This is a genomic window from Bartonella sp. LJL80 (genome assembly GCF_054871565.1).
The window spans coordinates 230,615-257,315 of sequence record NZ_JBTXLM010000004.1 but is presented as its reverse complement, the minus strand read 5'-3'; the positions used below and the strand labels follow the sequence as shown (position 1 = coordinate 257,315).

At 46.7% G+C, this 26,701-nt stretch carries 18 protein-coding genes, 1 tRNA gene and 2 pseudogenes; 6 read left to right on the top strand and 15 right to left on the bottom strand.

Annotated features, from left to right (window positions below):
• Nucleotides 1-162: 162 nt before the first annotated feature.
• From glpX to ACYSNS_RS07980, 4 genes are all read right to left on the bottom strand, one after another.
• The gene (gene glpX, locus ACYSNS_RS07995) at nucleotides 163-1,152 is read right to left on the bottom strand and encodes a class II fructose-bisphosphatase (RefSeq protein ID WP_461722617.1); all 990 of its coding nucleotides are present in this window, start codon (nucleotides 1,150-1,152) and stop codon (nucleotides 163-165) included.
• A 175-nt stretch (nucleotides 1,153-1,327) separates the two neighbouring features.
• Complete coding sequence (locus tag ACYSNS_RS07990; RefSeq protein WP_461722616.1) at nucleotides 1,328-2,644, bottom strand: homoserine dehydrogenase; 1,317 nt, start codon at nucleotides 2,642-2,644, stop codon at nucleotides 1,328-1,330.
• Nucleotides 2,645-2,647: 3 nt separating this feature from the next.
• A complete protein-coding gene (locus ACYSNS_RS07985; protein WP_461722615.1) occupies nucleotides 2,648-3,841 on the bottom strand; it encodes an LL-diaminopimelate aminotransferase in 1,194 nt (397 codons plus the stop codon).
• Nucleotides 3,842-3,895: 54 nt separating this feature from the next.
• Nucleotides 3,896-4,243: a hypothetical protein gene (locus tag ACYSNS_RS07980; RefSeq protein ID WP_461722614.1), complete on the bottom strand. Its 348-nt coding sequence runs from the start codon at nucleotides 4,241-4,243 to the stop codon at nucleotides 3,896-3,898.
• Between the two features lie 961 nt (nucleotides 4,244-5,204).
• Between ACYSNS_RS07980 and ACYSNS_RS07975 the strand changes: the two are divergent.
• Nucleotides 5,205-5,711: pseudogene (locus tag ACYSNS_RS07975) on the top strand (YcbK family protein); the annotation flags it as partial.
• A 73-nt stretch (nucleotides 5,712-5,784) separates the two neighbouring features.
• Nucleotides 5,785-5,859: transfer RNA gene (locus tag ACYSNS_RS07970), tRNA-Glu, on the top strand.
• A 477-nt stretch (nucleotides 5,860-6,336) separates the two neighbouring features.
• Here ACYSNS_RS07970 and ACYSNS_RS07965 read toward each other — a convergent pair.
• The 7 genes from ACYSNS_RS07965 to ACYSNS_RS07935 form a co-directional block, all read right to left on the bottom strand.
• Nucleotides 6,337-7,596, bottom strand: a complete 1,260-nt coding sequence (locus ACYSNS_RS07965) for a hypothetical protein (protein WP_461722850.1) — start codon at nucleotides 7,594-7,596, stop codon at nucleotides 6,337-6,339.
• Nucleotides 7,597-7,837: 241 nt separating this feature from the next.
• Nucleotides 7,838-8,239 (bottom strand): SUF system Fe-S cluster assembly protein, encoded by a 402-nt coding sequence (locus ACYSNS_RS07960; protein ID WP_461722613.1) that lies wholly within the window; start codon nucleotides 8,237-8,239, stop codon nucleotides 7,838-7,840.
• Entirely contained in the window at nucleotides 8,232-9,476 is a 1,245-nt protein-coding gene (locus ACYSNS_RS07955; RefSeq protein ID WP_461722849.1) for a cysteine desulfurase, read from the bottom strand. Before ACYSNS_RS07955 ends, ACYSNS_RS07960 begins: the two co-directional genes overlap by 8 nt.
• Before the next feature lie 10 nt (nucleotides 9,477-9,486).
• Nucleotides 9,487-10,755: a Fe-S cluster assembly protein SufD gene (gene sufD / locus ACYSNS_RS07950; protein WP_461722612.1), complete on the bottom strand. Its 1,269-nt coding sequence runs from the start codon at nucleotides 10,753-10,755 to the stop codon at nucleotides 9,487-9,489.
• 11 nt (nucleotides 10,756-10,766) lie between these two features.
• Nucleotides 10,767-11,522, bottom strand: a complete 756-nt coding sequence (gene sufC / locus ACYSNS_RS07945; RefSeq protein WP_461722611.1) for a Fe-S cluster assembly ATPase SufC — start codon at nucleotides 11,520-11,522, stop codon at nucleotides 10,767-10,769.
• 57 nt (nucleotides 11,523-11,579) lie between these two features.
• Entirely contained in the window at nucleotides 11,580-13,091 is a 1,512-nt protein-coding gene (gene sufB / locus ACYSNS_RS07940) for a Fe-S cluster assembly protein SufB (protein WP_461722848.1), read from the bottom strand.
• 175 nt (nucleotides 13,092-13,266) lie between these two features.
• Nucleotides 13,267-14,412 (bottom strand): cysteine desulfurase family protein, encoded by a 1,146-nt coding sequence (locus ACYSNS_RS07935; protein WP_461722610.1) that lies wholly within the window; start codon nucleotides 14,410-14,412, stop codon nucleotides 13,267-13,269.
• 185 nt (nucleotides 14,413-14,597) lie between these two features.
• Here ACYSNS_RS07935 and ACYSNS_RS07930 point away from each other — a divergent pair, with 185 nt between their 5' ends.
• The gene (locus ACYSNS_RS07930; RefSeq protein ID WP_461722609.1) at nucleotides 14,598-15,272 is read left to right on the top strand and encodes an alpha/beta hydrolase; all 675 of its coding nucleotides are present in this window, start codon (nucleotides 14,598-14,600) and stop codon (nucleotides 15,270-15,272) included.
• A gap of 440 nt (nucleotides 15,273-15,712) precedes the next feature.
• On the opposite strand, the pseudogene ACYSNS_RS07925 reads toward ACYSNS_RS07930, so the two are convergent.
• Nucleotides 15,713-16,825 (bottom strand): annotated as a pseudogene (locus tag ACYSNS_RS07925) (anhydro-N-acetylmuramic acid kinase); the annotation flags it as partial.
• Nucleotides 16,826-16,925: 100 nt separating this feature from the next.
• Between ACYSNS_RS07925 and tyrS the strand changes: the two are divergent.
• Complete coding sequence (gene tyrS / locus ACYSNS_RS07920; protein WP_461722608.1) at nucleotides 16,926-18,179, top strand: tyrosine--tRNA ligase; 1,254 nt, start codon at nucleotides 16,926-16,928, stop codon at nucleotides 18,177-18,179.
• Between the two features lie 84 nt (nucleotides 18,180-18,263).
• Here the strand turns inward: tyrS and ACYSNS_RS07915 are convergent, their stop codons facing one another.
• Nucleotides 18,264-21,686, bottom strand: coding sequence for a DUF3971 domain-containing protein (locus ACYSNS_RS07915; protein ID WP_461722607.1), 3,423 nt, complete (start codon nucleotides 21,684-21,686; stop codon nucleotides 18,264-18,266).
• 136 nt (nucleotides 21,687-21,822) lie between these two features.
• On the opposite strand from ACYSNS_RS07915, the gene bcp reads away from it, so the two are divergent.
• Together bcp and ACYSNS_RS07905 are read left to right on the top strand one after the other, a co-directional pair.
• Nucleotides 21,823-22,296 carry a thioredoxin-dependent thiol peroxidase gene (gene bcp / locus ACYSNS_RS07910; RefSeq protein ID WP_461722606.1) on the top strand — a complete coding sequence of 158 codons (474 nt, stop codon included), beginning with the start codon at nucleotides 21,823-21,825 and terminating at the stop codon, nucleotides 22,294-22,296.
• Between the two features lie 66 nt (nucleotides 22,297-22,362).
• A complete protein-coding gene (locus tag ACYSNS_RS07905; RefSeq protein WP_461722605.1) occupies nucleotides 22,363-22,581 on the top strand; it encodes a hypothetical protein in 219 nt (72 codons plus the stop codon).
• 194 nt (nucleotides 22,582-22,775) lie between these two features.
• Here ACYSNS_RS07905 and prfB read toward each other — a convergent pair.
• Nucleotides 22,776-23,904, bottom strand: a protein-coding gene (gene prfB, locus ACYSNS_RS07900; protein WP_461722604.1) for a peptide chain release factor 2 whose coding sequence is annotated in 2 segments (ribosomal slippage) — nucleotides 22,776-23,834 and nucleotides 23,836-23,904 — 1,128 coding nt in all. Because the reading frame shifts where the segments join, the coding sequence is not laid out codon by codon here.
• A gap of 161 nt (nucleotides 23,905-24,065) precedes the next feature.
• Nucleotides 24,066-26,537 (bottom strand): penicillin-binding protein 1A, encoded by a 2,472-nt coding sequence (locus ACYSNS_RS07895; protein ID WP_461722603.1) that lies wholly within the window; start codon nucleotides 26,535-26,537, stop codon nucleotides 24,066-24,068.
• Nucleotides 26,538-26,701: the final 164 nt, after the last annotated feature.

The following is a 26,701-nucleotide window of genomic DNA, read 5'->3' as shown; positions in this document are numbered from 1 at the left end:
TTTTATTGGGTGCAAAAATCAAACCAACTGCGGGAGCTCTGGTTAAAATATCCCAATTCAACATTTAAATCGTCTGCACTCTTAAGTGACGCGGCTTGCAATATAAAAAAGGCGTATCCCTCTGCAGGGCTACGCCTTTAGAAATAACGCAATGAAATTCTTTTAGTCGAACTTGGACTTGTCTTGATGGCGCGCACGAATATTGCGAATTGTCCCTGTATGGGAGCGCATCACAATTGTATCGGTCTGAATGTAATCACGCGCAAATTTGACGCCAGAGAGCATATTTCCGTCCGTAACACCAGTTGCAGCAAAAAGAACGTCGCCTTTCGCCATTTCTTCAAGCGCGTAGACCTTTTTCGGGTCTGACACACCCATTTTCGCAGCACGCGCAATTTTTTCTTCAGTATTCAATTGCAAACGTCCTTGCATCTGTCCGCCAATGCAACGTAATGCAGCTGCCGCCAAAACACCTTCCGGTGCACCACCGATACCCATGTAGATATCAATGCCGGTTTCGTCGGGATCCGTCGTATGGATAACGCCAGCGACGTCGCCATCGCCGATAAGTCTTATTGATGCACCAGTTGCACGCACTTCATCAATCAACTTTGCATGACGCGGCCTGTCCATAATACAAGCGGTAATTTGATTGACTGCAACACCCTTTGCTTTTGCCAGAGCGTGGATATTATCAGCCGGGTTGGCATCGATATCAACGACGCCTTTGGGATATCCCGGACCAACAGCAATCTTTTCCATATAGACGTCGGGCGCATAAAGCAGGTTACCTTTTTCAGCAATCGCGATCACGGCGAGTGAATTAGGAAGATTCTTCGCGCAAATTGTTGTTCCCTCTAACGGATCGAGAGCAATATCAACCGCAGGTCCATTTTTTGTACCGACTTCCTCACCGATATAAAGCATAGGCGCTTCATCGCGCTCTCCCTCGCCGATGACGACCGTACCATCAATCGGTAACCGGTTGAGTTCCTGACGCATAGCGTCCACAGCGGCTTGGTCGGCAGCCTTTTCATCACCGCGTCCGCGTATACGTGCAGCAGCGACCGCCGCGCGTTCTGTTACACGCACCAGCTCAAGTGTTAAAATACGATCAAGTCCATGAAATGTATGCTCAGCGGATTTCGGCATATGAAGGATCCTACCGGATTAGTATTTACAATAAACGCTTACACTCTCGCGCAACGTCAACAATACAGCCTTTTCGCAAAGACTGACGCATCCCGCAAGGGGGGAAGCGATCAATTCCTTAATTATCACTGAAACATAAGTGATAATAGAGGATAGCTTGCCGCAGGTGAAAGATTCAATTTGGCCTTTCAATCCGTATCAATTGCGGCTTATCAACCAGATGACCATCTTCAGTAATAGCCGCCAACGCTTTACGCACGGCAGATTCGGTCGTTTCATGCGTTACCAAGATAATGGTTTTTGTATTCGGCTGGAGATTCTCAGCCAAAGGACGCTGAACGATGGATTCTAAGGAGATATCGTTATCGGCCATACGTTTCGCGACACTTGCAAAAACACCTGTACGGTCATTGACCGTGAGACGAATGAAATAGCCGCCCGCATGCGCCCGCATTCGTGCCTTTTTGTAAGGTGCAAGCGCTGATGCAGGCATACCGAAAACCGGCCCATGTTGAAAACCAGGACGCGATTTGGCAATATCGGCAATATCACCGATAACAGCAGAAGCTGTTGCGTCACCGCCCGCCCCGGGTCCTGAAAGCAACAATTCTCCCAACAGGTCAGTTTGAATTGAGACAGCATTGGTTACGCCTTGGACCTGTGCAATAACCGATGATGTCGGCACCATGGTGGGATGAACGCGCTGTTCAATGCCAGTATCTGTTTTTAGGGCAACGCCAAGCAACTTTATTCTATAACCCAGCTCATCCGCCGCACGTATGTCTGCCAACGAAATGTTACTGATTCCCTCGATGTAAATATCATCGACGGATATAACGCTGCCAAAAGCCAAGCTTGTTAACAAGGCCAATTTATGGGCGGTATCATTGCCTTCAATATCAAATGTAGGGTCGGCCTCCGCATATCCCAATTTCTGAGCGTCGGCCAAACAATCCTCGAATGATATACCTTCAGAAAACATACGGGTTAGGATGTAATTGCAGGTACCATTTAGAATGCCATAAACACGCGATACGCGGTTTCCCGACAAAGACTCACGCATTGCCTTTATAACCGGGATCCCCCCCGCTACTGCGGCTTCGAAATTCAGGAGGACGCCTCTCTTTTCCGCCGTTTTTGCCAGTGAAACACCGTGCCGTGCCAGCAAAGCTTTATTGGCTGTAACCACGTGATGTCCGGCTTTCAAAGCGCCTTCAACACAAGCACGAGCGGTACCTTCTTCGCCACCAATCAATTCCACAACGACATCAACGTCACTGCTTGTTGCAAGCGCAAGCGGATCATCAAACCAAGCAATTCGGCTCATATCTATACCGCGATCACGCGTTTTATCACGCGCACTGACAGCAGCAACCTCAATCGCGCGACCGCATTGACGTGTGAGCAAATCGGCTTTTTCTTGCAAAATCCTAACGACAGAACCGCCAACTGTGCCCAATCCTACGATACCTATCTTCAACGCATCTGCCATGATTTATACCGCCCGACTGCCATCTTCGGAAAAGAAACGCTTAATATTCCGCGCTGCCTGTCTCAAACGATGCTCGTTTTCAACCAAAGCTATCCGGACGTGATCGTCGCCATGTTCACCAAAGCCAACTCCGGGCGCAACTGCAACATCGGCATGTTCGATCAACAGCTTTGAGAACTCCAGCGAACCTAGGTGCTTATATTTTTCCGGAATAGGTGCCCAAGCAAACATCGTCGCTTCTGGCGGCGGAACATCCCAACCTGCGCGCGAAAAGCTTTCAACCATGACATCACGCCGCTTTCTATATATTTCGCGAACGCCGGCAATGTCTGATCCATCGCCATTCAAGGCGGCCGTTGCCGCAACCTGAATAGGGGTAAACGCGCCGTAGTCCAAATATGACTTGACCCGAGTCAATGCAGCAATAAGCCTCTCATTGCCGACAGCAAACCCCATACGCCAACCTGGCATAGAGAATGTTTTCGACATTGAAGTGAATTCAACAGCCACATCCATAGCACCTGGCACCTGCAAAACAGACGGCGGCGGCGTGTCACCAAAATAAATTTCTGCATAGGCTAAATCCGATAAAAGAATGATATCATTCTTCTTGGCAAACGCGACCACATCCTTATAGAAATCTAGATCTGCTACATAAGCTGTCGGATTCGACGGATAATTCAAAATAACCGCCAGCGGCTTCGGTATCGAATGTTTCACCGCACGATCCAAAGCTCGTAAAAGCTCTTCGCCTGGTGTCGCAGGCATTGAACGTATAACACCGCCTGACATGATAAAACCAAATGAGTGGATTGGATATGTCGGATCAGGGCATAAAACCACATCACCGGGAGCGGTAATGGCTTGCGCCATATTGGCAAACCCTTCCTTGGAACCCAGTGTTGCTACAACCTGCGTATCAGGATTGAGCTTTACTCCGAAACGACGCTCATAGTATTTTGCTTGTGCGCGGCGCAAACCGGGTATACCACGAGATGCAGAATAACGATGGGTACGTGGATCCTGAACCACTTCACATAGCTTATCCACCACACTTTGTGGCGTCGGCAGATCGGGATTTCCCATTCCAAGATCGATAATATCAGCCCCACGCGCTCGGGCTGCTGCCTTCAGGCGGTTGACCTGTTCAAAGACGTAAGGCGGCAAGCGACGAACTTTGTGGAATTCTTCCGACATTTTTCTATCCGGTAAGTTAGGGGTTGATGAAAGTATATTTAACTGAATTGGCGGTTAGTTTTGATTTCCGCCTTGTTCAATCTGACGCAATGTCTCTTCCGCTTCTCGACGCGCATCTTCTTTTGCCTTAGCGAGATTGGACGAGCTGTTTGCCGAAGGACCGGGAACACTTTTGAGAGAACGCGCCTCCTTATCAAGACGATCAGTGAGTTTTTGGCGTTCTTCTTCAGAAAACTGTTCCGTCGCAGCTTTTGGTTTTACGGAAAACTTTGGGTATACTCCGCTTCGCACTGCACCTGCTTGTTCAGGCGCTGTGAATTCCGCACCACGAGCACAGCCCATAACTATCAGCGCAACCACACCAAGAACTATCCCACGTGCCTGAATTGAAGGCCTAATCATCTTTCCATGTTCCCAAAAATAAGAGACAAAAACATTTATACCATTCGGTTATTGTGCCGCCAACGTCAAGAGATGATGTCGAAGTTCAATGGAGGTTTTTGAACTTTCTACATCCTATTGCGGACAAAGGTGTATGTTACAGCATGAAATGTAACGTGACCCATAGGAGACCGAATGGGTGCTCTAAATTGCCGAACAGGCTAGAAACTGATTAGATTTTCCGGCATAACGGAACAAAATTGATGCGCAGATTGGTCACTGCCTGCAAGCTTGAGGTCGCCTATTGCCAGCTGAAACAAATCTCACTCTAGGATATAATGAACCGCCGCGTCGGCGTTATACAACGGCAAAGCATCTAGCCCTTTACCTCGCGCTTGCCCTCGCTTTGAATGCATGTACAACGGGCGGTAATCTCACGAGCGACATCACACCTCAAACACCGTCGACTGTACAGACCACCAGTAACACCGACATGGCAGTCCAAACTGACGGGCAAAACGTCTCAGAACAGGGCACTCTAGATGCGGCCGGTTCCGTACCGATTCCGCAGACTGCCCCCGCAAATATGACAGCCGACAATACCGTTCCCCCTACTCCCGTACAACAAGAACCGGTAAAAGCTCAAAAAACAGCTCTTTTTTCGTTTGGGCGCAAACCGAAGGCAGATTCTTCTGCCCCTCCGGTCGTTGATGCGGCTGCAAATACAATAGAAACTTCACCAACGACCCCTCAGACGCCTACCACAATAGCAAATGTTGAATCGGCTCCGGCGCAAACAACAAACACCGAAACAAACGGACAAGCAGTGGGAACTCCACAAGCAATACCCGAACGAAATGCCGAAAGTCAGCAAAAGGGAAGCTTAATGCGTCTTTTTGGTGGGTCAGCCAATCCAAAACAAAACAAACCTAGTCCAGACGAGGATAAGGTAGCGCTCGTTCCGCTACCCAAAAAAGATCCACATGAATATAACGATGTTTTACCTGGTGTACGCCCGAACGGCGGAATAGTGATTAAGCATCGCAGTAGTCTTTATGACGACACCGACATTGATGCTAACGAAAGCGATTCTTCACCGTCATACACCCTCGCATCTGTCGGCCTTTATGGAAGATCATTGCCGAATGGTTTGAAACTAGCCCGCAAAGACGTTGAAGTGGCATGTCTTAAACCACAATTAATTTCAATACTGAAAACCGTCGAAAGAAGATTTGGAAAGCCGGTTATTATTACTTCTGGGTATCGCAGTCCGGTTTATAATCGTAAGGTCAATGGGGCAAAACGCTCCATGCATATGTCATGTGCAGCGGCAGATATCCAAGTACCAGACGTGAACAAATGGGAAGTAGCAAAATTTGTCAGAGGTCTTCCTGGACGCGGTGGAGTCGGAACATATTGTCATCAGTCCATTCACGTTGATGTTGGCCCTAAACGTGACTGGAATTGGAGCTGCTCGGCAAAAAAATGATTTTTTTTCAAAAAAAACATGAATAGGGGTTGCGGATAAAAAATATCCTCTCTATAAGCCCATTCACTGGTCCGCGCCCATCGTCTAGCGGTTAGGACGCCGCCCTTTCACGGCGGAAACAGGGGTTCGATTCCCCTTGGGCGTACCAGTATTTTCAATCAAAAAAACCAAATGATTTCGGTGTTTTAAAATATTTGATGAATCGTTTATATCTCCGTGTGTTTTGGTTATGACCTCACCCATTTAAACATATCGATAGCGCTTTCATTCAAAGCGCGGCGCATCAACTATTTTATGTCAGATTGCACCAAAAGATGAGATCCTGATTAGTCTTGCCCAAGCTTTTGTTTACGAATATCCACTGCCTTGAGACAACGTCGAAAACGTTTCTATTGCCGCAAGCTTTACGTATCAACGGCTGTAACCGACTCATGTTACCAGATGCGAATGAAGTGGATCATTTAAATTATTCATGGTCCTGGCATTCATCGAAGATTTTTGTACGAAAACCGTACAATATGATTGACTGGCGCCCTGCCCTTTGATGCCTGAGAGACTTCGAGAAATTGTGTCAAACCAAACAACAACGAAATTCAAATTGGCGAAAAAAAAATACCAATCACTATCAATTTTCTTGATTGAAAAGCCATTCTCTTATTGGTTCAATCGTATAAGCCACCCGCCACGTGTTCCGGTGCCCAGATGCACCCTGTGAACTTTCTCCTGCAGGGATGACGGTACCCTTTTTAAAAATAATGTAATTTATAGGCGCATCTTGCAATCTGATTGCGTCATAAGCCACTCGAAACTGTTCTGGCGACCAATGCGCGTCCCATTCGTCCACCGCGATGTGTGCGCCCTGTGCCCTTAAAACACTCATGATGGCATTCTGCCCAGGGAATGCTTTGCTATCATCCTCAGAAACGACAACCCATAGTTTGTCAGAGCTGAGCGGCTTTACCAATGCGGGATCCCATTGACCTGCGACCAGAAAAGATGCCGCAAAAAAATTTGGATATTTGATATTTAATGCTATTGCCGCCATACATCCACCTGATTGGCCGGTAGCGTATATTCTGTTCCGATCTATGTTGTAATGCCTTGTCAGGTCTTTGATTAAATTGATTGTACTATCAACAACCGAAGCTGTGTTCGAATTATCATCAGCGATGATACAATCATATTGCGGCGCCAGAACAAAGCATGGTCTTTTAGCTTGATCAGCGGGAGATGCCCAACAAACAGCACCCAACCCCTGAAAAAGTGTTGTTTTGGTTTCTTTACCCGTGACTCCGGCATCATGCATAAAAAGCACAATTGGATAAGATTTTCCATCATCATAGTGAGCAGGAAAATAGAGATTATACGCTAGAAGATTGCCATTTTGAGGATCGTTGAATGTAAACTGCTTAAAGTCATCGACGATTAAATTTTCGACTTCCGTCGTTTTGATGGAGCGCTGCTGCTTTGTACTGTGGGATTTTGCAGGGTTTTCGCAATCTTCGTTCCAAAACACCACAGCCTCGGCTTGCTTAAACGAGGTACCACTATCGACAACGCTGCCGGCCATGCCCATTCCAGAAGCTTTATTTCCATTTTGAGGCGGCTTAGCTTTACCATCTTCTTTCAATTTCGCTGCTGCGTCATCAGCAGATAGCTCAACAATCACAAAACGACCGGTTTCCGCTTTGGCAGACGGATCACGACGGCGACTAATGAATACTTCCGTTACCGTTCGTTGATCCACAATGAAATCACACGACAAAATATCCGATGATGCGAGTTCATTCCGTGCCTCGATAGCAACAGCTACGAATCGAACGCCATCACCAAACACTTTGGTTACAGCTGTAGCCTGTATGAATTCCGGCACATCTGAAGCCATGGTCTGTTTATCTATGGTGAGTATAATGGAGCTTCCGGCCAAACCGACGAGGAATTGACGACGCGTCGACATAACATTCACCAGATGTAAAAATTTTCAATCATAAAATCTTAAAATACGATTATGAAAAAACGGTGTCCGTAATTATAACTATTAAACATCAAAAGATGGGAGATAAAATCCCTCTCGGCTCTACAATACTAAATCCTATTCGGATCTCAGTTACGCTTTCCAGATAAGATTAATACCAACCGACCGCAACCTGTGCTTCTTCAGACATACGATCTGGCGTCCAAGGTGGATCGAAAGTCATCGCCACTTCCACATGAGAAACACCTTCGACAGCGCCTACAGCATTCTCAACCCAGCCTGGCATCTCCCCTGCGACCGGACATCCCGGGGCAGTCAGCGTCATATCGATCTTCACTGACCGATCATCTTCAATATCTATACGGTATATCAAGCCCAGCTCATATATATCAGCGGGGATTTCTGGGTCATAAACTGTTTTCAACGCCGAAATGATATCATCAGTCATGCGGTCAAGTTCGGCTGCCGGAATTGCTGAAACATATGGTGCACTGATATCATCCCAAGTACCCACCGGTTCAGCAGCGCGCTTGATCTCCGAAGAACTATTCATTGAAAAACTTCCTTGCTTTTTCCAGTGCTTCTACCAATTGGTCGATATCTTCCTTGTTGTTATACATGGCCAACGATGCCCGACATGTCGACGTTACACCAAAGCGCTGCAATAATGGCTGCGCACAATGCGTTCCGGCTCTCACTGCAACACCCTGCCGATCAATATACATGGACACGTCATGCGCATGAATTCCTTCCAGTTCAAAAGAGATAATCCCCCCTTTGCCCGGTGCGCGACCAAAGATACGTAACGAATTGATCTGCTGTAATTGTTCATGGGCGTAATCTGAAAGCGCCAGCTCATGTTTTAAAATAGCATTCCGATCTTTCGACATCATATACTGCAACGCAGCACCAAGTCCGACCGCTTCTACTATAGGCGGTGTGCCAGCCTCAAAACGATGTGGTGGATGATTATATGTTACATTATCGACGGTAACATCCTCGATCATTTCCCCCCCGCCTTGGAATGGACGCATAGCGTCCAAACGATCCTTTTTTCCGTAGAGCACCCCAATGCCCGTTGGCCCGTAGAGTTTATGACCGGTCATTACGTACCAATCGCAATCGAGATCGCGTACATCCACCGGTAAATGGACAGAACCCTGTGCACCATCGATTAGTACGGGTATATCTCGCTGATGTGCAAGACTGATCATTTCTTTAACAGGCGGAACTGTTCCAAGCATATTTGACATATGTGTAACAGCAACGAGACGGGTCCTGTCGGTTATCGCGTTTTGAAAATCTTCAATATGCAATACGCCGGCATCATCGACAGGAACAAATACCAGTTTTGCACCCTTGATCTCGCGTATAAAGTGCCAAGGAACGATATTGGAATGATGTTCCATGATTGTGACGATGATTTCGTCACCTTCTTTTAGTCGGGGCATAGCCCAGCCATAGGCAACAGTATTGATTGCCTCGGTGGCGTTTTTTGTAAAAACGATTTCGTTTGTATTAGCGGCGTTTAAAAAACTACGTACGCTTTCTCTGGCTTTCTCATAGGCATCGGTAGCTGTGTTGGAAAGAAAATGAAGCCCTCTGTGCACATTTGCATAACCACCAGTATAAAGCCTATCCATTGTTTCTAGCACAACACGCGGCTTCTGGGCTGATGCCCCATTATCAAGATAAGCCAACCGCTTACCGTAGACTTCCATGTTTAAGATAGGAAAATCCTGGCGGATTGCCTCAACGTCGAAATCTTGCTCACTGTTGTTTACCGCCATCTTTATATCCCTATAGGTGGGTTTCCAACCATCCATCAATAACTTTGGAAAGTGCCGCTCTGACAGAATCGTTTTCGACATCATCAATCAATTCCGATACAAAAGCTTTCACTAATAATCCGCGAGCAGCGGCAAGCGGTATCCCGCGAGCCATCAAGTAAAATAGGTGGTCGTGATCGATTTCTGCGACAGTCGCCCCGTGACCGCAGGCTACATCGTCTGCAAAAATTTCCAATTCAGGTTTTGCGTCGAATTCCGCATCGTCCGACAATATCAGACTATTGCAAGCCATGCGTGCATCAGTTTTCTGGGCCTTTTGGGCGACCCTGATCATGCCTTGAAAGGCACCACGCGCATTGTCCGTAACAACATTGCGAACAATTTCAGTCGATGTCGAATTTTCTTCAACATGACAAACTGTCATCGTCATATCGCTATGGCTATTTCCGGCAAGAAGATTAATCGTACGCAATTGAAAGTCTGACCCTTCACCTTGCAATTCGACATCAATTTCCTGTCTGTTGAGTTGGCTCGCAATATTTACTACGTAAAGTGTGAGTTTTGCCCCTTGCGCCAATATTGAATGGAACTGAGCAAATTGTGTGCTATCGAAATCTCTATCACGCACAACTATCCATGCAACGTGACTCCCAGCTCCCACTTTGAGCTTGCCCACGGAACTTAACAATGCGGGTTCGTCGTTCCCCAGTTGACGCTCGATGATCGTTACATTGCTTTCACTTCCAATGTTTACTTGCGAATAGACATGGGATTGTCCGCCCTGTTGGATTATCTGTAATTCAATTGGCATCTCAAGAGACGTGCCGTCGGCGACGTCCAGAAGCCAACCATCACTAACAAAAGCCGTATTGAGTTGTCCGATAAAGTCGTCATCACTTATGGCAGTTCGCAACTCGCAACGATCATCGGCGAGCGCATCCGCATAACGGTCAATGGAAACATTATCGATCTTTGGAGCATTGAGGGTTTTACCATTGAATATGGCAAAAACGGCCGACTTGGCGATCAAAGGCTCGACAGCGCGTCCATCACCTTCCACATTGAAAGCCGGCACCGTCTTCAATAATGTGCGCAGATCTGTATAATGCCAGTATTCCTGTTTTCTTGATGGCAGACCATTTTTCTTGAATTGTTCAATGACATTATCGCGCGATGACATAACCGAGCTGTCACCCGGAAAATCACCAAGCCGTTGGCCAAAATTCTCAACGATTGCCGCCTCAGATGCTGTCATTTCTCGCTGTGGAATCACACTCATCTCCTGCGACCTCAAGCTGCTTCGCCAATGATGTCGGCATAGCCATTTTCTTCCAAATGAAGCGCGAGCGATTTATCTCCGCTTTTAATAATACGCCCTTTGTAAAGAACATGAACTGTATCTGGAACAATGTAATCCAATAAGCGCTGGTAATGCGTGATAACCAGAAATGAACGCTGTGGTCCGCGTAGAGCGTTTACGCCATCCGCTACAATCTTCAAGGCGTCGATATCAAGGCCCGAATCTGTCTCATCCAAAACACACAATTTGGGCTCCAATAAAGCCATCTGCAATATCTCGGCGCGTTTTTTCTCGCCGCCTGAAAACCCGACATTCAACGGACGCTTTAACATATCCATGTCCATCTCAAGCTTGGCAGCGTTCTCTTTCACTCTCTTGATGAACTCAGGAATCTTCAGTTCTTCTTCGCCACGGGCTTTACGCTGCGAATTCATAGCGACTTTCAAAAATTCCATAGTCGCAACACCGGGTATTTCCATAGGGTATTGGAATGCCAAGAAAACGCCCAATGCCGCCCGTTCAGCAGGATCTAAATCCAGAATCGACTGACCATTATAAAGAATTTCTCCTTCGGTGACTTCATAGTCATCACGACCTGCCAAAATATAAGAAAGCGTCGACTTACCAGAGCCGTTAGGGCCCATAATCGCGGCAACTTCACCATCATGAACCGTTAAATTCAATCCGCGAATGATTTCGGTTTCTGTTTCTGCGATACGAGCATGGAGATTTTTGATTTCCAACATTTTTAAGATCCTGTTTCTAAGGCTGCAATTTCAAGCGCCAAACTTCGATTCTATTGATTAACCTACGCTACCTTCGAGGCTGATACCGATTAATTTCTGTGCTTCGACCGCAAACTCCATGGGCAATTCCTGAATAACTTCTTTAACGAAGCCATTAACAATCAATGCAATGGCTTCCTCTTCAGGAATTCCTCGCTGCATGACATAGAACAGCTGATCTTCCGATATTTTCGATGTGGTTGCTTCATGCTCGAATTGCGCGCTGGCGTTCTTTGCCTCGATATAAGGCACCGTATGCGCACCACAATCATTACCGATCAACAAACTATCACACTGGGTGAAATTACGAGCATTACTGGCTTTGCGGTGGGCCGTAACCTGACCACGGTAGGTATTATTTGAGAAACCGGCTGAAATGCCCTTGGAAATGATCCGACTGGACGTATTTTTTCCAAGATGGATCATTTTAGTGCCTGAATCAATCTGCTGGTGACCATTAGATACCGCAATCGAGTAAAATTCACCTCGTGAATTATCACCACGCAAAAGACATGAAGGATATTTCCACGTTATGGCAGAACCAGTTTCGACCTGAGTCCACGATATTTTGGAATTATCGCCTCGGCAATCACCACGTTTGGTGACAAAATTGTAGATACCGCCTTTACCGTCTTTGTCGCCCGGATACCAATTTTGAACGGTAGAATATTTTATTTCCGCATCTTTCATGGCGACAAGTTCGACAACAGCGGCATGAAGCTGGTTTTCATCGCGCTGTGGAGCGGTGCACCCCTCAAGATAGGACACATAGGCACCCTCTTCCGCAATGATCAGCGTACGTTCAAACTGTCCAGTATTGCGTTCGTTGATGCGGAAGTAGGTCGACAGTTCCATAGGGCATCGAACACCCTTGGGCACGTAAACAAATGAGCCGTCAGTAAACACCGCGGCATTCAAGGCTGCGTAAAAATTATCACTGACAGGAACAACCGAACCGAGATACTCTTTAATCAAATCCGGATGCTCTCGAATTGCTTCCGATATGGAACAAAAAATGACACCAGCACGTGCAAGTTCTTCCTTGAACGTGGTCACCACCGAGACTGAGTCAAACACCGCGTCTACGGCAACACGTCCAGAGGCATAAATATTATCGTCCAGCTCGGAGGGTTCAACTTGCTTCCTGACCCCAGCCAAAATTTCCTGCTCTTTAAGCGGGATGCCTAATTTTTCATAAGTGGCGAGAAGCTCCGGATCCACCTCATCAAGTGACTTAGGACCACTTTGATTTTTTGGCGCGGCATAATAATAAAGGTCTTGAAAATCAATCTTTGGATAATCCAACCTTGCCCAATTTGGCTCTTCCATCTTCAGCCAACGCTGGAAGGCTTGTAAACGCAACTCCAACATCCAATCGGGCTCATTCTTTTTGGCCGAAATGAAGCGGATAATATCCTCATTCAGCCCCTTAGGGGCTTTTTCTGTTTCAATATGCGTTTCAAACCCATATTTATATTGGTCTACATCAATCTCACGGACCTGACTTATAGTTTCCTGCACGGCAGGCATCGGCATTCTCCATCCTGGCCGGGTCAAAAGCCGGCAGTTGTCGATCGTACTTGTAAAGCACAACCGAATTTAGGGTGACACCAACCAGACTTCAATGCAAAACATGAGAAATCTAGTCAAGCTTAGTTGAATGCTTGTTTAAAACAGTTCTAAAGTCGATTTCAAGTGCCGTTTTCTATTTTTTGACATTGCGTACCATTTTCTCGAATGCATCAAGAAAACGGTCAATGTCTGTTACTTGCGTTGAGGAACCGGTTGAAACGCGAATTGCACCGTCAGGTTGATCAATCCCCATAGCTGACAGCACGCTACTTGCCTTGACCTTTCCCGATGAGCAGGCCGAACCGGCAGAGACTGCGAACCCGGCCAGATCGAAACCAATTTGTAGTGTCTCAGCTTTTAAACCGGGCATAGAAAAATATGTCGTATTCGCTAATCTTGGTGACTGATGCCCATAAATGGTTATTTCATTACTTATACGGCGTAATCCGTGCTCCAAATGGCAGCGTAATTTTTCCATGAGTTCAATATCCAATGGGGTTGGAGCATTGTCCATTGCCGCACCAAAGGAGGCAATGAGAGGTAATGCTTCGGTTCCACTCCGGAACCCCTTCTCTTGCCCGCCAGCGACTATGAGTGGTTTGGGCATAAGGACAGCCCCATTCGAAATGAAGGCACCAATTCCCTTAGGACCTCCAATTTTGTGGGCTGCAATGATGAAAAAATCACCGCCAAATGTTGTCACGTCCACCGGCCATTTGCCTACATATTGAACCAAGTCGACTATGAGCACGCCGCCATTTTGTTTTACGACATCAGCAATTTCCCTTATAGGCTGAATCACCCCAGTCTCACCATTTGCTGCTTGTATCGCCACCAACGGCAGGCCAAACGCATTGTTATGTGCGGACAGAAGGTCCTTTAAATATGCCATGTCGATCAGACCTGACCCGTCTACACGAATGACTGTTCGAGCGTCCGCATCGAAACGCCCCCCCATAGCAATACATGGATGTTCGGTCGCGCCAATATATAGGCGGGAAAACCTTAAGTCAGCGCGCCCCATTTGATAAGATGGGGTTAGCAACGTCATCGCCGCCTCGCTTGCTCCAGACGTAAAGACGATGTTTTCCGCATCAGCATTCAATCTCTCGGCCACCTGACGCCGTGCTTTTTGCAAAAGAGCTTTTGCAGCCCTTCCTTCTTGGTGTACTGATGATGGATTACCATAGATATCCAAGGCATCTATCAATGCTTCACGAGCAACAGTCGATAGCGGTGTCGTCGCATTGTAATCTAGGTAGCAGCGTTGAATGGCCATGCCGAGTTCCTGATAGCTTTATTTTGAAATCAATTTACAACCTCATAGCGCAATTTCCTTGAAATTTGCACCCATAAGAGACTATCTAGCACATAAGATACAGACAATTTTACCAAACGGTTATTTGAACTTCACCCATTAAAAGTGTGATCTTATTCATATATCCGTTTCTTAAGGAGCGCTTTATGCCTGAAGTCATTTTTAATGGTCCCGCCGGTCGTCTGGAAGGACGTTATCAACCATCGCATGAAAAGAACGCCCCGATAGCGATAGTCTTACACCCGCACCCGCAATTTGGTGGAACGATGAATAATAAAATCGTTTATGATCTATTTTATATGTTCCAACAACGCGGATTTACCACTTTACGGTTTAATTTTCGCAGCATTGGCCGGAGTCAGGGCGAATTTGATCACGGTGCCGGCGAACTTTCCGATGCAGCAGCCGCGCTCGACTGGGTGCAGGCGCTGCATCCCGATTCAAAGAATTGCTGGGTGGCTGGTTATTCATTTGGAGCTTGGATTGGCATGCAGCTTTTAATGCGGCGTCCCGAAATAGAAGGTTTTATTTCTGTAGCACCACAACCGAATATCTATGACTTCTCGTTTCTGGCTCCCTGCCCCTCGTCCGGCCTTATCATTCACGGTGACGCTGATCGCGTTGCACCAGCGAAAGATGTACAGGGTTTGGTTGACAAACTGAAAACCCAGAAGGGTATAACGATCACGCAAGAAACACTTGAGGGCGCCAACCACTTTTTTGCAGGAAGAGTAGACGAACTTATAGAAGACTGTTCTGAGTATCTGGATCGTCGTCTCGCCGGCGAACTCTCAGAACCCAGAATGAAGCGCTTACGTTAGTCGTCTTCCTCTAAATTCATATATCGGGCCAAGTTGCCATCTATGGCATCGCAAAAATCGCTATTCCTATCGATATACAGAATAGTTCTTATTTTTGTGCCTGTTAGATTGCACTGTGCTTCATTCGCTTTGTCGCTGTTTCTTGGCGCGGCGAATGACACAGTAAAATTTACATCTTCCATTTCATGAATGAATGGCGCGATGATTGCCCAAAATTCGGCGAAAGCTTTTGGCAAAGCTGAGAAATTATCAAGAACAATCCAATTCACGATCTCTCTATGAGCCAATTGGGCTTCACCTGACGCGTCCTTCCAAAACTTGCCAATACGAGCTTTTATCGCGGAAAGCACTTGCGAACTTATCCGAGAGTAATCGACTGCCGGTTGATAGGATTTTTCATCTTTCTTCCCGCGATGTTTTGATCTCTCTGACACACTATAAGCCATCAGCCCGCCAGTGACAGGCCGCTTGCAACCTGTTGTCGTCGGGTAGGTTAAAGGAAGCCTATAAAAAGAACGTACCGCCAAATAAGCCCACGCTTCCGCTTCAATAGAATCGGAACAATAACCCAATGCTTCTATCTTAATAACATTGATCCCATGCTGCGCAGCCATTTGCTCAAGATCTGCTACGATGGCTTGGTTGTGCACCCCGCCGCCAGATAATATAATGGTTTTTGGACGGGCTGGGAGATGCCTGAGTGAGTTCATAATACCAAAAGACGTGATATAGCTTAAAGAGGCTGCACCATCTTCCACAGATATCGCCATATCAGATAATGGTGCGAAGCTGCGCCAATCAAGCGACCCTGGTTTTTCTTGTAAGAAAAAGGGATGCTTTTCATAATTTGAAACAATCTTGTCTATAGCTGTCCCTCTCAATGACGCGCAACCATCCATGTCGAATGGCGCCCCGGTTTTCATCGACATCCACTGATCAATGAGAGCATTACCGGGGCCGCAATCAAACGCATACAAACCGTTTTGTGCATCGACAAAAGTCATGTTTGAAATGCCACCAATATTTACAAATGCGGCCGGAAAGTCGATTTCGCTGGATAGTTTCGTTGCAAGTGCTCGATCGTAAACAGGAACTAAAGGCGCACCCTGTCCACCATTTGCGATGTCGTTCTGGCGCATGTCATAGATGACATCAATACCCGTTTCATTTGCTAGCTGTTGGCCATTGCCAATTTGAACGGTCAGTGCCTTCTCCGGCTTGTGGAGTACCGTCTGTCCATGAAATCCCAAGATATCCACATCATGATAGCTTACGCACGCATCTTTCAATATTTTTCGTACAAGCTGAGCATGAATATCGGTCAGCTCTACTTCAACCTGCCGCAAATTTCCTGGCCTATCAGTAGAGATAGTGATCGCCTCGGCATCATTGAGACTATTTTTAAGCTTTTTGCGGAAGGTTTCGCTGTATTGAACAGAACCGTGGTTCAGCACCTCGACATGACAAAGCCCATCTGTTCTCACTAGGGCCGCGTCAGCACCGTCCATCGATGTTCCGCTCATTAAACCTATCGCCAATTTAACTACGGACATTTTCTGCTTCCTTGTGAATCGCGGTCCATTTATGATAAACGCGACTATCTAAGAATTAATTTTATTAATAGCCCTAAACTTTTACCAAGGAACATGACCAATGTCCGGTTTTAAATCCGATTTCCTGAATATTATGAGCGAGCGTGGTTTTATCCACCAGATGTCCGATGAAAAGGGCTTGGATGAGCTTTTTTGCAGGGAAACAGTGACTGGTTACATCGGATTTGATCCCACAGCTGCGAGTTTACACGCTGGTGGCTTGATCCAGATTATGATGCTGCACTGGATGCAGAAAACCGGTCACCGTCCAGTGGCACTCATGGGTGGAGGTACCGGTATGATTGGTGACCCTTCATTCAAAGACGAAGCGCGCCAACTTCTTACTGTGGAAAAAATAGCTGAGAACATAGCTGGAATCAAAAAGGTCTTTGCAAATTACATGACTTTTGGTGATGGACCTACGGACGCCGTTATGGTCAACAATGCCGACTGGTTGCGCGACCTCAACTACCTCGAATTTCTGCGTGATGTTGGCCGTCATTTTTCGGTCAATCGAATGTTGTCTTTCGATTCGGTAAAACTACGGCTTGATCGTGAACATTCGCTCTCCTTCCTTGAGTTCAATTATATGATCTTACAAGCCTATGATTTCGTTGAACTCAGCAAGCGATACGATATGCGCATGCAGATGGGCGGATCGGATCAATGGGGAAATATCATAAATGGTATCGAGCTTGGTCATCGTATGGGAACACCGCAGCTTTATGCACTGACATCTCCATTGCTCACAACATCTTCGGGAGCGAAAATGGGTAAGTCGCTCAATGGTGCTGTTTGGCTTAACGCCGATATGCTTTCACCTTATGAATTCTGGCAATATTGGCGCAATACAGAGGATGCGGATGTACCGCGTTTCTTGAAACTTTACACCACATTGCCTCTGGATGAAATTACCAAGCTTGCGGCTCTACAGGGGTCTGAAATCAACGATGTGAAAAAAACGTTGGCGACAGAAATCACTGCTATGCTGCATGGCAGGGAAGCCGCGGATGCGGCGGCTGAAACAGCGAGAAAGACATTTGAAGAAGGAGCCTTGGGCAACGACCTCCCAACGATTGATATCAGCGTAAGCGAATTGAAATCCGGAACAGGTTTATTGGCCCTTTTGGTTCAGGCAGGACTTGCTAAATCCAATGGGGAAGCACGGCGTCACGTTCAAGGGGGCGGTGTCCGTGTAAATGATCAATCGGTAAGCGAAGAAGGACGCATTATCGGCGAGGCCGATGTGACGGCTGAAGGCGTGATTAAAATTTCATTTGGAAGAAAAAAACACGTATTGGTCAAGCCTGTATAAGTTTTTGCCGTTCCAGCGTTCTAAGCACGGGGCAACCCGTGCTTTTTTGCACCTTATGGCCACGGCATTAGCCAAGACGTCAAATCATTGAAACTCAAAAATCGAACGAAATATTCCAGGTGCGATCGCGGAAATTGGATTAACCATGACTTGCGGCTGCTTCGCATTTCCTTCGATCTTGAAAGTAATACCGATCAAACCACGGTCACGGCCATTGCCAAGCACTTGTCCGATGATAGGTAAATCACCAAACAGCCGGTTCAAACCGTAAGCGGGCATGAAAGTTCCGGTGATCGACATATTACCCGAAGAATCATACAGAACGCCCTGGAATGTCGCACCTACTGTAGGGCCGCGTAAAACGCCCCTATCCAGGACAACATAATTATCTCCCTTTCCGATATGTGCATATGCCACATCAAAACCAACGCTCGAACTGTCAATACGGCCTTTAACGGCATCATTAAGACTTTTGCCACCGGTCGCGGGACGAGATGATACCAGTTTGGCGAGTTTTGGTTCGTTGACAACAGCAAAGTTACGAACGCTCACTGGTCCGGCGAGAGGCTGACCAGGCGAGGATCTCAAATTGGCTTTGAGCGTTCCGCCTCGTATTTTATCATAATAATTCATAAATCTGAGAACAGACCCAGCGTCGGCGCTGGTGGCCGTGATCGACTGCAGCCCCTGATTGTTGCTTAACTCAACATCGACTGGTAATCCATTGCTTGTCTTCGCGGTTAGATTGAGCTGCGACGCGCGCTGTAACGTTGAGTCATATGAAGCCGAAACTGAATTTAATGCCTCCCCGTAGAAGCCTGTCAAGCTTGCAAGCGAAGCGCGGAGTGTAATGGCGTTTCCGCCATCTGAGCTGGAGGCAACTTTACCCAGTTGTTGGATTAAAGCGCGCGCATCAAAACTTTGCCCATTCGCATCAATGCGATACGACTTGCCAGAACTCGTAATTTTTAATGCTAAATTGTCACCTCGACTTAAGTTCGCCTTGGTAAATTCTGCGCTGGACAGCTTCTTATCTTTGACATGGATAGTCCCAGCAATTTGCAAATTTGTGCCAGTTAACGCGAAATTATCGACGTTGAATTCCGCTTTTTTGCTAATATCAGATGGCACATCAAGCTGTGCATGTGCTCCGATGCCTTTGCCTTTTTTCCAGCCCACCCAAGGAAATTCTAAACTCGCATTCGTTAGATCAGCATTTAAATGTCGTTTTCCGCTATTTTCGGGGCCAACATCGACCGTTATTGGCCCTGATAGAAAACTGTTCAGAAATGCAAAATGCTTACTCCGTACCGAATCATCCAAAGTAAGTGTTATTTTCTCGCTCTTTTTCCAATCTGAGTGGTTAAATGGCTGTACTATTTTTACGTCAGCGGGCAGATCATTCATAAGTCCTCTGGCATCAAGAATAACGCCTGATTTATTAACTTCGGCCATACCGGATGCAGCACTTACCATTACGTCATTGAAAGGTTCTGACAAAGAAAAATCTGAGAAACCCACATGTGCCGCATAAGTGACTTCCCCACGCGGTTCATCACGTGTAACGGGAAAACGAAGATCAATTTCTGCTTCAATGTTTCCCACAGCCCGGTCAGGATTGAATGGAAGTTGGTTACGTGCATTGATTGGACTATATCCAATCATCTCACCGGCAGCTGCAACATCACCACGTGCCACAAGATTCATTTCAGCATATACAGGGCGCTGCGGCCCCCACGGTATAATTAAGGTGCCTTCCACAGCCTGCAACTTACGATCATTTGAGAGATAGCTTATTCCAGTATCTAAGGTTATGGTTGTTGTAGTGCCATCGATTGCTATCTTTCCAGATGCATCACGCAAGGCAGGTAAATCCCCCACCAAATCAGAACGCGTATTGAGGACTTCAGAACGAATTCTTATCTCTTTCTCCGTGAGCTGACCCGCAGGTATACCAGAACGAAAGAGACCTAACGGCAATGCGATCTCGATAGTCCCATTTTTTAGCTGCCCACCATAGATATGAGACGCAACCCAGCGCCTTGCTCCCGGTGAGATATTTATCGGCCAAAGCTGCTTTGCCTCCGAAACATCCATCTGCGGCACATGAAGAACGAATATCGTTTCCGGTGTCCCTTCCCCGAAACGCAAGCTGCCTTGCCCGATCAAACTTCCATGTGGTGTATTTACCGCAACTTCATCAATAACGGCCCTTTTTTCTGACAAATTGAACTGACCAGCCAGTTTGGTTTCAAATTTAAGAGCTATATCCGGCACATCTTCCGTTGCACTTTGAGCGTTATGTGCAACAATTTCAAAACGATAATCATTATCTGGCTTAGTTCCATTGCCTGCAGCGGGGACAACGCCCAGCGCACCATCAAACGGTATATTGACGCCACCCATAATCAACTTTGACGGTGCTAACTCTATCTTACCGCTCAAGGGTGTATGAACAAGATTAATGTCAAAAGCAGCAGGGATATCCTGGGCAGTACCAACATCCATTTCCCCCTGAGGCATTGTCAATTGCATATGAATTACAGGGGCATCGCCAAGACTTGCACGGTGGGCATCGATGCCTAAATCCATGTTCCCTTTGAGCCGGAAATGCCCATTATTCGTCCGTCCGTCCGCGAGAAACGGTGAGACCCCATCTGCGGCTCCTAAGTGCAATGGTAATGATCTAACTGCTATTTGAATATCACTTGCATGACCTTCGACATAGTTCGCACTGCCAGTTAAACCGATCTCTTTACCATCCCATTGCAACTGCGACTCCAACACTGTCGTTTTCCAACGATTACGCAATCCGAAATCTTCGATGAGCAACGGGACACTATCGTCCGCAGGCAATCTGAACGACACATTTTTAAAAATGATCGCATTTACAGACATTTTTTTTAGCAGATCTGTGCCTTTATCAAATGCCGGGAAAAGTCCATTGGCTATAGCATCTGGATCGACGCGACCGAATTGATCCTTTGGTAAAGTGGCCATAAAATTACTGTCATGCGACTGTGGCAAAATAACATTGGCATCATGAAGCTCAATTTGCTGTATCTGCAGTTTACCGCGCAGCAAACCCAAAGTCGAAAGACCAACTTTGAATACACCAATCTGATCGACTTGAAGTCCATTTTTTATGTCTTTCACATAAACATTACGGGCCTCTAACGCGATATGGTAATCCTCATCGAGCGATAATCGGGCATCAGATATTGTAGCCTCAGCGATATCCCCCAATTGCTGGGACAATACGGCTTGCATCTTCGACGTCAGAAACGAACCCGTAATCCCGACTTTAAGTAGGACAACGATAACGATAAAAAGTAGAATTAAAAAGGAAGATGCCCATAGAACCGCTCTTCGTGTTCGACGCAATCGTTTCTTACGCAGACGCGGCGTTTTCACCTTCATGCCATCGGTATGTACGGCCGAAGGAAAGTTATCTAGGCTTTTAATATCTCGTTTATTAAAACGGATTTCTTCATGTGGATCTGACAAATCGTAAACAATCCCGTTATCCGTTAGCCATAGACGGCGACCAGAATTTTGCTAAACTCATTATAACACTATTATATGGCGATTCCTGTCATTGATATGAAGTTTTTACGCTTACCAACAAAAGAAAGGCAGTGTTATGGCAAGGCCAGAAAAAGGCGACGTCGCACCCGATTTTGATCTACCTCGCGATGGTGGAAACCAAATTCGGCTCTCACAACTTCGCGGAAAACCCGTCGTACTTTATTTCTATCCTAAAGACGATACCAGCGGCTGTACTGTTGAAGCCGTTGATTTTACACGGCTGAAACCAGAATTTGATAAAATCGGCGTGACGATTATCGGAATGTCTCCAGATAAACCCGCAAAACATGATAAATTCAAAGCCAAACATGATTTAGATGTCGTTCTCGTTTCAGATGAACAAAAACAAACTCTGGAAGCTTACGGCGTTTGGGTCGAAAAAAGCATGTATGGCAAAAAGTATATGGGCGTTGAGCGTAGTACGTTTCTTATTGATGCAGACGGGAAAATTGCTGACGCTTGGAGAAAAGTAAGCGTCCCAGGCCACGCAGAAGCAGTATTAAAAGCCGCGTCTTCTTTAGAAGACTGACTGAGCTTTAAGGCTTTATTAATAATTTCATGAACTAATAAAGCCTTAAAATTCTGGGTTCAGGCTATGCGTAATATTTCATACTCCATCATAATCAGCACATTACTTTTTGCTGTTGGCAATGCAGCGTCTGCGGGACAGACTTTCATTTTCACGACCACGCAGCCTATTGTACTAAGGCAAACCATGCCTCATAAACCAGCCAAAGCTGCTCCTCTTGTCGAGGATTTTACTTTCACAGCGTCAGCTGGCATAGACCCGATTGTTACCGGCCCTAACGGTTGAATAGGTTACAGTTCGTAACGTATGGTACGTTATCGCGCGCGCCATAGATTTGAAAACGATGTGCTATGCTGTTGGATACAAACGGTATCACGATCAATGATGACAGCAAGAAAAGCTATCACGGTCATCAGTTAAAACATTCAGCTTATGCTTTTCGGAAAATGGGGCTTATTCATACGAATAGGCGCTGTTGCCTAATCGATGTCTTCAACTTCTTCGCCACCGCCATGAACGCGTTGAGCCAGTGCCGCTTCCATAAATGCATCTAAATTGCCATTCAAAACGCCCTGCGGGTCCGTACTTTCCACCCCTGTACGCAAATCTTTAACCAACTGATATGGTTGCAGAACATAAGAGCGAATTTGATGCCCCCAACCGATCTCCGTTTTAGAGGCCTCAACTGCATTGGCCTCGTCCTCACGTTTTTTGAGCTCTTCCTCGTATAGACGCGCTCTCAACATCGACCAAGCCGCAGCGCGGTTCTTGTGCTGCGAGCGTTCAGCTTGGCATTGAACCACAATACCTGTTTTGATATGGGTAATACGAACGGCTGAATCGGTTGTGTTAATGTGCTGTCCACCAGCACCCGAAGCGCGATAGGTGTCAATGCGCACATCGGATTCGGACACATCGACTTCGATATTATCGTCGATAACCGGATAAACCCAGATACTGGCAAATGACGTATGACGACGCGCGTTCGAATCGTAAGGCGAGATACGAACCAAGCGGTGGACGCCCGATTCCGTTTTCAACATACCATAGGCGTTATGCCCTTTGACCAAAATAGTCGCGGATTTGATTCCCGCTTCTTCTCCATCATGAACTTCCAGCACGTCGACTTTCATACCATGCTGCTCTGCCCAACGCGTATACATGCGCAACAGCATCGACGCCCAATCCTGACTTTCAGTACCTCCGGCACCGGCATGAACTTCAAGATATGTATCATTGGCATCCGCCTCGCCAGACAAAAGCATATCAATCTGACGCTTATCAATCTCGCTTTTTAGACCGCGAATAGCCGTCTCAGCATCATCAACTATGGCGCTGTCGTTCTCTTCTTCACCCATAGCAATCAGCTCTACACTATCATCAAGCGTATGAGTCAAAGCATTGATACCGTTTATTGAATCCTCTAATCTTTGACGCTCTCGCATGAGATCCTGCGCTTGTTGCGCATCATTCCAGAGGCTAGGGTCTTCAGCTTTCTGATTGAGATATTCCAAGCGCTTCAGTGACTGATCCCAGTCAAAGATGCCTCCTCAGCAGGGATATAGCCTGCCTGATTTCATCAACCAAAGTCTCAATTTCTGCACGCATAATAAGAATTCTCAATTCCAAAATATTAAGTCCAACAACCAAAAGGTGCGCGATTAAAAACCGGGCACCAGCTAGGTCTGGCACTTCTTGATGACACGGCAGCATTTAATCGCCGCCGGACATTATTCACATCAAACGGTCATGTCAAAGAAAATACCCGCTTAGTAAAGTCCACCGGAACCACTCTGAATAGCTTTATTCACCTGTGGTGACGTCGGAGCAACCGGCACACCTTCCTGGAAGGATTCTGCACCACCAATAACCTGATAAACATCGGCTGGGCCTGTACCAGGTTTGAAAGCTTCCACAATGACATTGCTGTCCCCCGGTTCAGCACGCATACCTGTTTTTCTGTCAATCGCCATCTGTATCATACCATCTGGCACTTTGAAGTCGACATCAGGTTGTCCAACCATGGCGCTTTCCATAAATTGTCCAAAAACAGGCACCGCCAAAGAACTGCCTGTACCGCCATAACCTAATGATGCCGGTTGATCATATCCGATGAACACGCCAACAACAATATTCGGTGTGAAGCCCATAAACCAGGCATCTTTGGAATCGTTTGTTGTTCCGGTCTTGCCCGCAATATGACGCTTTAGATAGTTTAATCGTGCAGCGGTACCCCGCTGAACAACACCTTCCATCATTGATGTAATCTGGTAGGCGGTCATCGGGTCTAAAACCTGATCACGTTCATCAATCAAAGTAGGCTCAGGCTGGTTATTCCATGCCTGAACATTGCAGCCTTCGCATTGCCGCTGATCGTGGCGATAAATCGTCTTACCGTAACGATCTTGGATACGGTCGATAAGCGATGGCGAGATGGAACGACCGCCATTTGCAATCACAGAATAAGCGGTCACCATCCGTAAAACAGTCGTTTCACCCGCCCCAAGCGCCATCGGGAGATAGGGTTGCAATTTATCGTAAATACCAAACCGTTCAGCATACTCTGAAACGATCGGCATACCTAAATCGTTAGCAAGACGAACGGTCATCAAGTTACGCGAATGCTCAATGCCATATCGCAGTGTTGATGGCCCCGCAAACGTACCGCCGTAGTTTTTTGGACGCCAAACCTGTCCATTTCCCTGACTGATCTCGACAGGGCCATCCAAAACCACCGAAGCCGGTGTATAACCATTGTCTAGGGCCGCTGCGTATACGAAAGGTTTAAATGAAGAACCTGGTTGTCTATAAGCCTGCGTTGCTCTGTTGAATTCCGACTCGGCAAAAGAGAAACCGCCTACCATCGCTAAAACACGACCTGTCCTCGGCTCCATAGCAACCATTGCCCCTTCCACTTTTGGAGGCTGGCGCAAGAGATAGGCGTTATCAGCACCTGATTTCTTTTGTACAAAAACGACATCACCGACCTGAAAAACGCCGGTCGGATTTTTAGCAGTGGAACGTCGTCCGTTTTTATCAACCATCCGCAGCGCCCACTTCATGTCGCCCGCAGAAATCGTTGCAATATCACGCTCTTTGGAAAGTGCCCCAGAAACCTCACGCTTTGGTTGCAAACCAATTTCAACCTTATCCGGAGCCATCGACAGAACCACTGCCAGACGCCATTCCGGAACATCGCTAAAACCAGTTACATCACCCAGCGCAGTCCCCCAATCACCTGAAACATCAATGTGCTTATAGGCGCCACGCCAGCCATGGTTCTGATCAAATTTTATCAAGCCATCCAGCAAAGCACGACGCGCCATAACCTGTAAATTCGGATCAAGTGTCGTACGTACCGACAAACCACCCTCATAAAGCGATTTGGAGCCATAACGGCTTATCAATTGACGGCGGACTTCCTCGGTAAAATAATCGGCTGCAAAAATATAAGTGTCGTCGCCACGAAGTGTAACACCTAGGGGTTTTGCTTTTGCCTGTTCACCCTGCGCAGCTGTGGCATAGCCATTTTCCACCATCCGGTCGATCACCCAGTTGCGTCGATCCAAGGCACGCTGGGTATGCTTGAACGGATCATAATTGCTTGGCCCTTTAGGAAGAGAGGCGAGATAAGCACATTCCTCCAAAGTCAATTCATTAACAGACTTATTGAAATAGGTCAGAGCGGCAGCGGCAATACCATATGCGCCGCGCCCCAAATAGATTTCATTGAGGTAGAGTTCTAAAATCCGATCTTTTGAATAAGCGCGCTCAATACGCATGGCAAGAATAGCTTCTTTGACCTTACGCTCCATTGTCGCATCGGAACTCAGAAGAAAATTCTTTGCAACCTGCTGGGTGATGGTTGAAGCGCCTTCCGGACGTCGACCGGAACCGAGATTACGCACATTGCTAACCATAGCGCGGGCGAGACCTTCAGGGTCCAAACCAAAATGTGTGTAAAAGTTTTTGTCTTCCGCTGAGATAAAAGCTGATTTAACGAGATCAGGAACCGACTGAATCGGAAGATAGAGCCGACGATTGGTTGCGAATTCCGCCATAAGACCACCGTCTGCAGCATGAATACGGGTCATTACCGGCGGTTCATATTTCGCCAGAACCTCGTAATCAGGCAGCTCATCATCTTGGGGTTGGCTCTGAGCGGCTGCAATATGAACAGATGGAGTGCAGAGCGCGATAGCCACACCAGCACCGAGAAAATATCTAAAAAACCTCATCATTGTAATCGGATGTCGCTTTCTCTATAATTCACCAAGGCCAAGACGGTCGTTCACTTGCCAGCCACGCGCCGCATGTGCATCGGAATTGCGACAAAGACAAGGCTATTTCGTATTATTCTGCATTTTGATGTCAAAGTTAAGGCTTTAAACGGCTTTTTCCAGTG

Coding starts and splice junctions, on each gene's coding strand:
- glpX (WP_461722617.1), bottom strand. CDS start 1,152: ATGCCGAAATCCGCTGAGCATACATTTCATGGACTTGATCGTATTTTA.
- ACYSNS_RS07990 (WP_461722616.1), bottom strand. CDS start 2,644: ATGGCAGATGCGTTGAAGATAGGTATCGTAGGATTGGGCACAGTTGGC.
- ACYSNS_RS07985 (WP_461722615.1), bottom strand. CDS start 3,841: ATGTCGGAAGAATTCCACAAAGTTCGTCGCTTGCCGCCTTACGTCTTT.
- ACYSNS_RS07980 (WP_461722614.1), bottom strand. CDS start 4,243: ATGATTAGGCCTTCAATTCAGGCACGTGGGATAGTTCTTGGTGTGGTT.
- ACYSNS_RS07965 (WP_461722850.1), bottom strand. CDS start 7,596: ATGGCTTCAGATGTGCCGGAATTCATACAGGCTACAGCTGTAACCAAA.
- ACYSNS_RS07960 (WP_461722613.1), bottom strand. CDS start 8,239: ATGAATAGTTCTTCGGAGATCAAGCGCGCTGCTGAACCGGTGGGTACT.
- ACYSNS_RS07955 (WP_461722849.1), bottom strand. CDS start 9,476: ATGGCGGTAAACAACAGTGAGCAAGATTTCGACGTTGAGGCAATCCGC.
- sufD (WP_461722612.1), bottom strand. CDS start 10,755: ATGAGTGTGATTCCACAGCGAGAAATGACAGCATCTGAGGCGGCAATC.
- sufC (WP_461722611.1), bottom strand. CDS start 11,522: ATGTTGGAAATCAAAAATCTCCATGCTCGTATCGCAGAAACAGAAACC.
- sufB (WP_461722848.1), bottom strand. CDS start 13,091: ATGCCTGCCGTGCAGGAAACTATAAGTCAGGTCCGTGAGATTGATGTA.
- ACYSNS_RS07935 (WP_461722610.1), bottom strand. CDS start 14,412: ATGGCCATTCAACGCTGCTACCTAGATTACAATGCGACGACACCGCTA.
- ACYSNS_RS07930 (WP_461722609.1), top strand. CDS start 14,598: ATGCCTGAAGTCATTTTTAATGGTCCCGCCGGTCGTCTGGAAGGACGT.
- tyrS (WP_461722608.1), top strand. CDS start 16,926: ATGTCCGGTTTTAAATCCGATTTCCTGAATATTATGAGCGAGCGTGGT.
- bcp (WP_461722606.1), top strand. CDS start 21,823: ATGGCAAGGCCAGAAAAAGGCGACGTCGCACCCGATTTTGATCTACCT.
- ACYSNS_RS07905 (WP_461722605.1), top strand. CDS start 22,363: ATGCGTAATATTTCATACTCCATCATAATCAGCACATTACTTTTTGCT.
- ACYSNS_RS07895 (WP_461722603.1), bottom strand. CDS start 26,537: ATGATGAGGTTTTTTAGATATTTTCTCGGTGCTGGTGTGGCTATCGCG.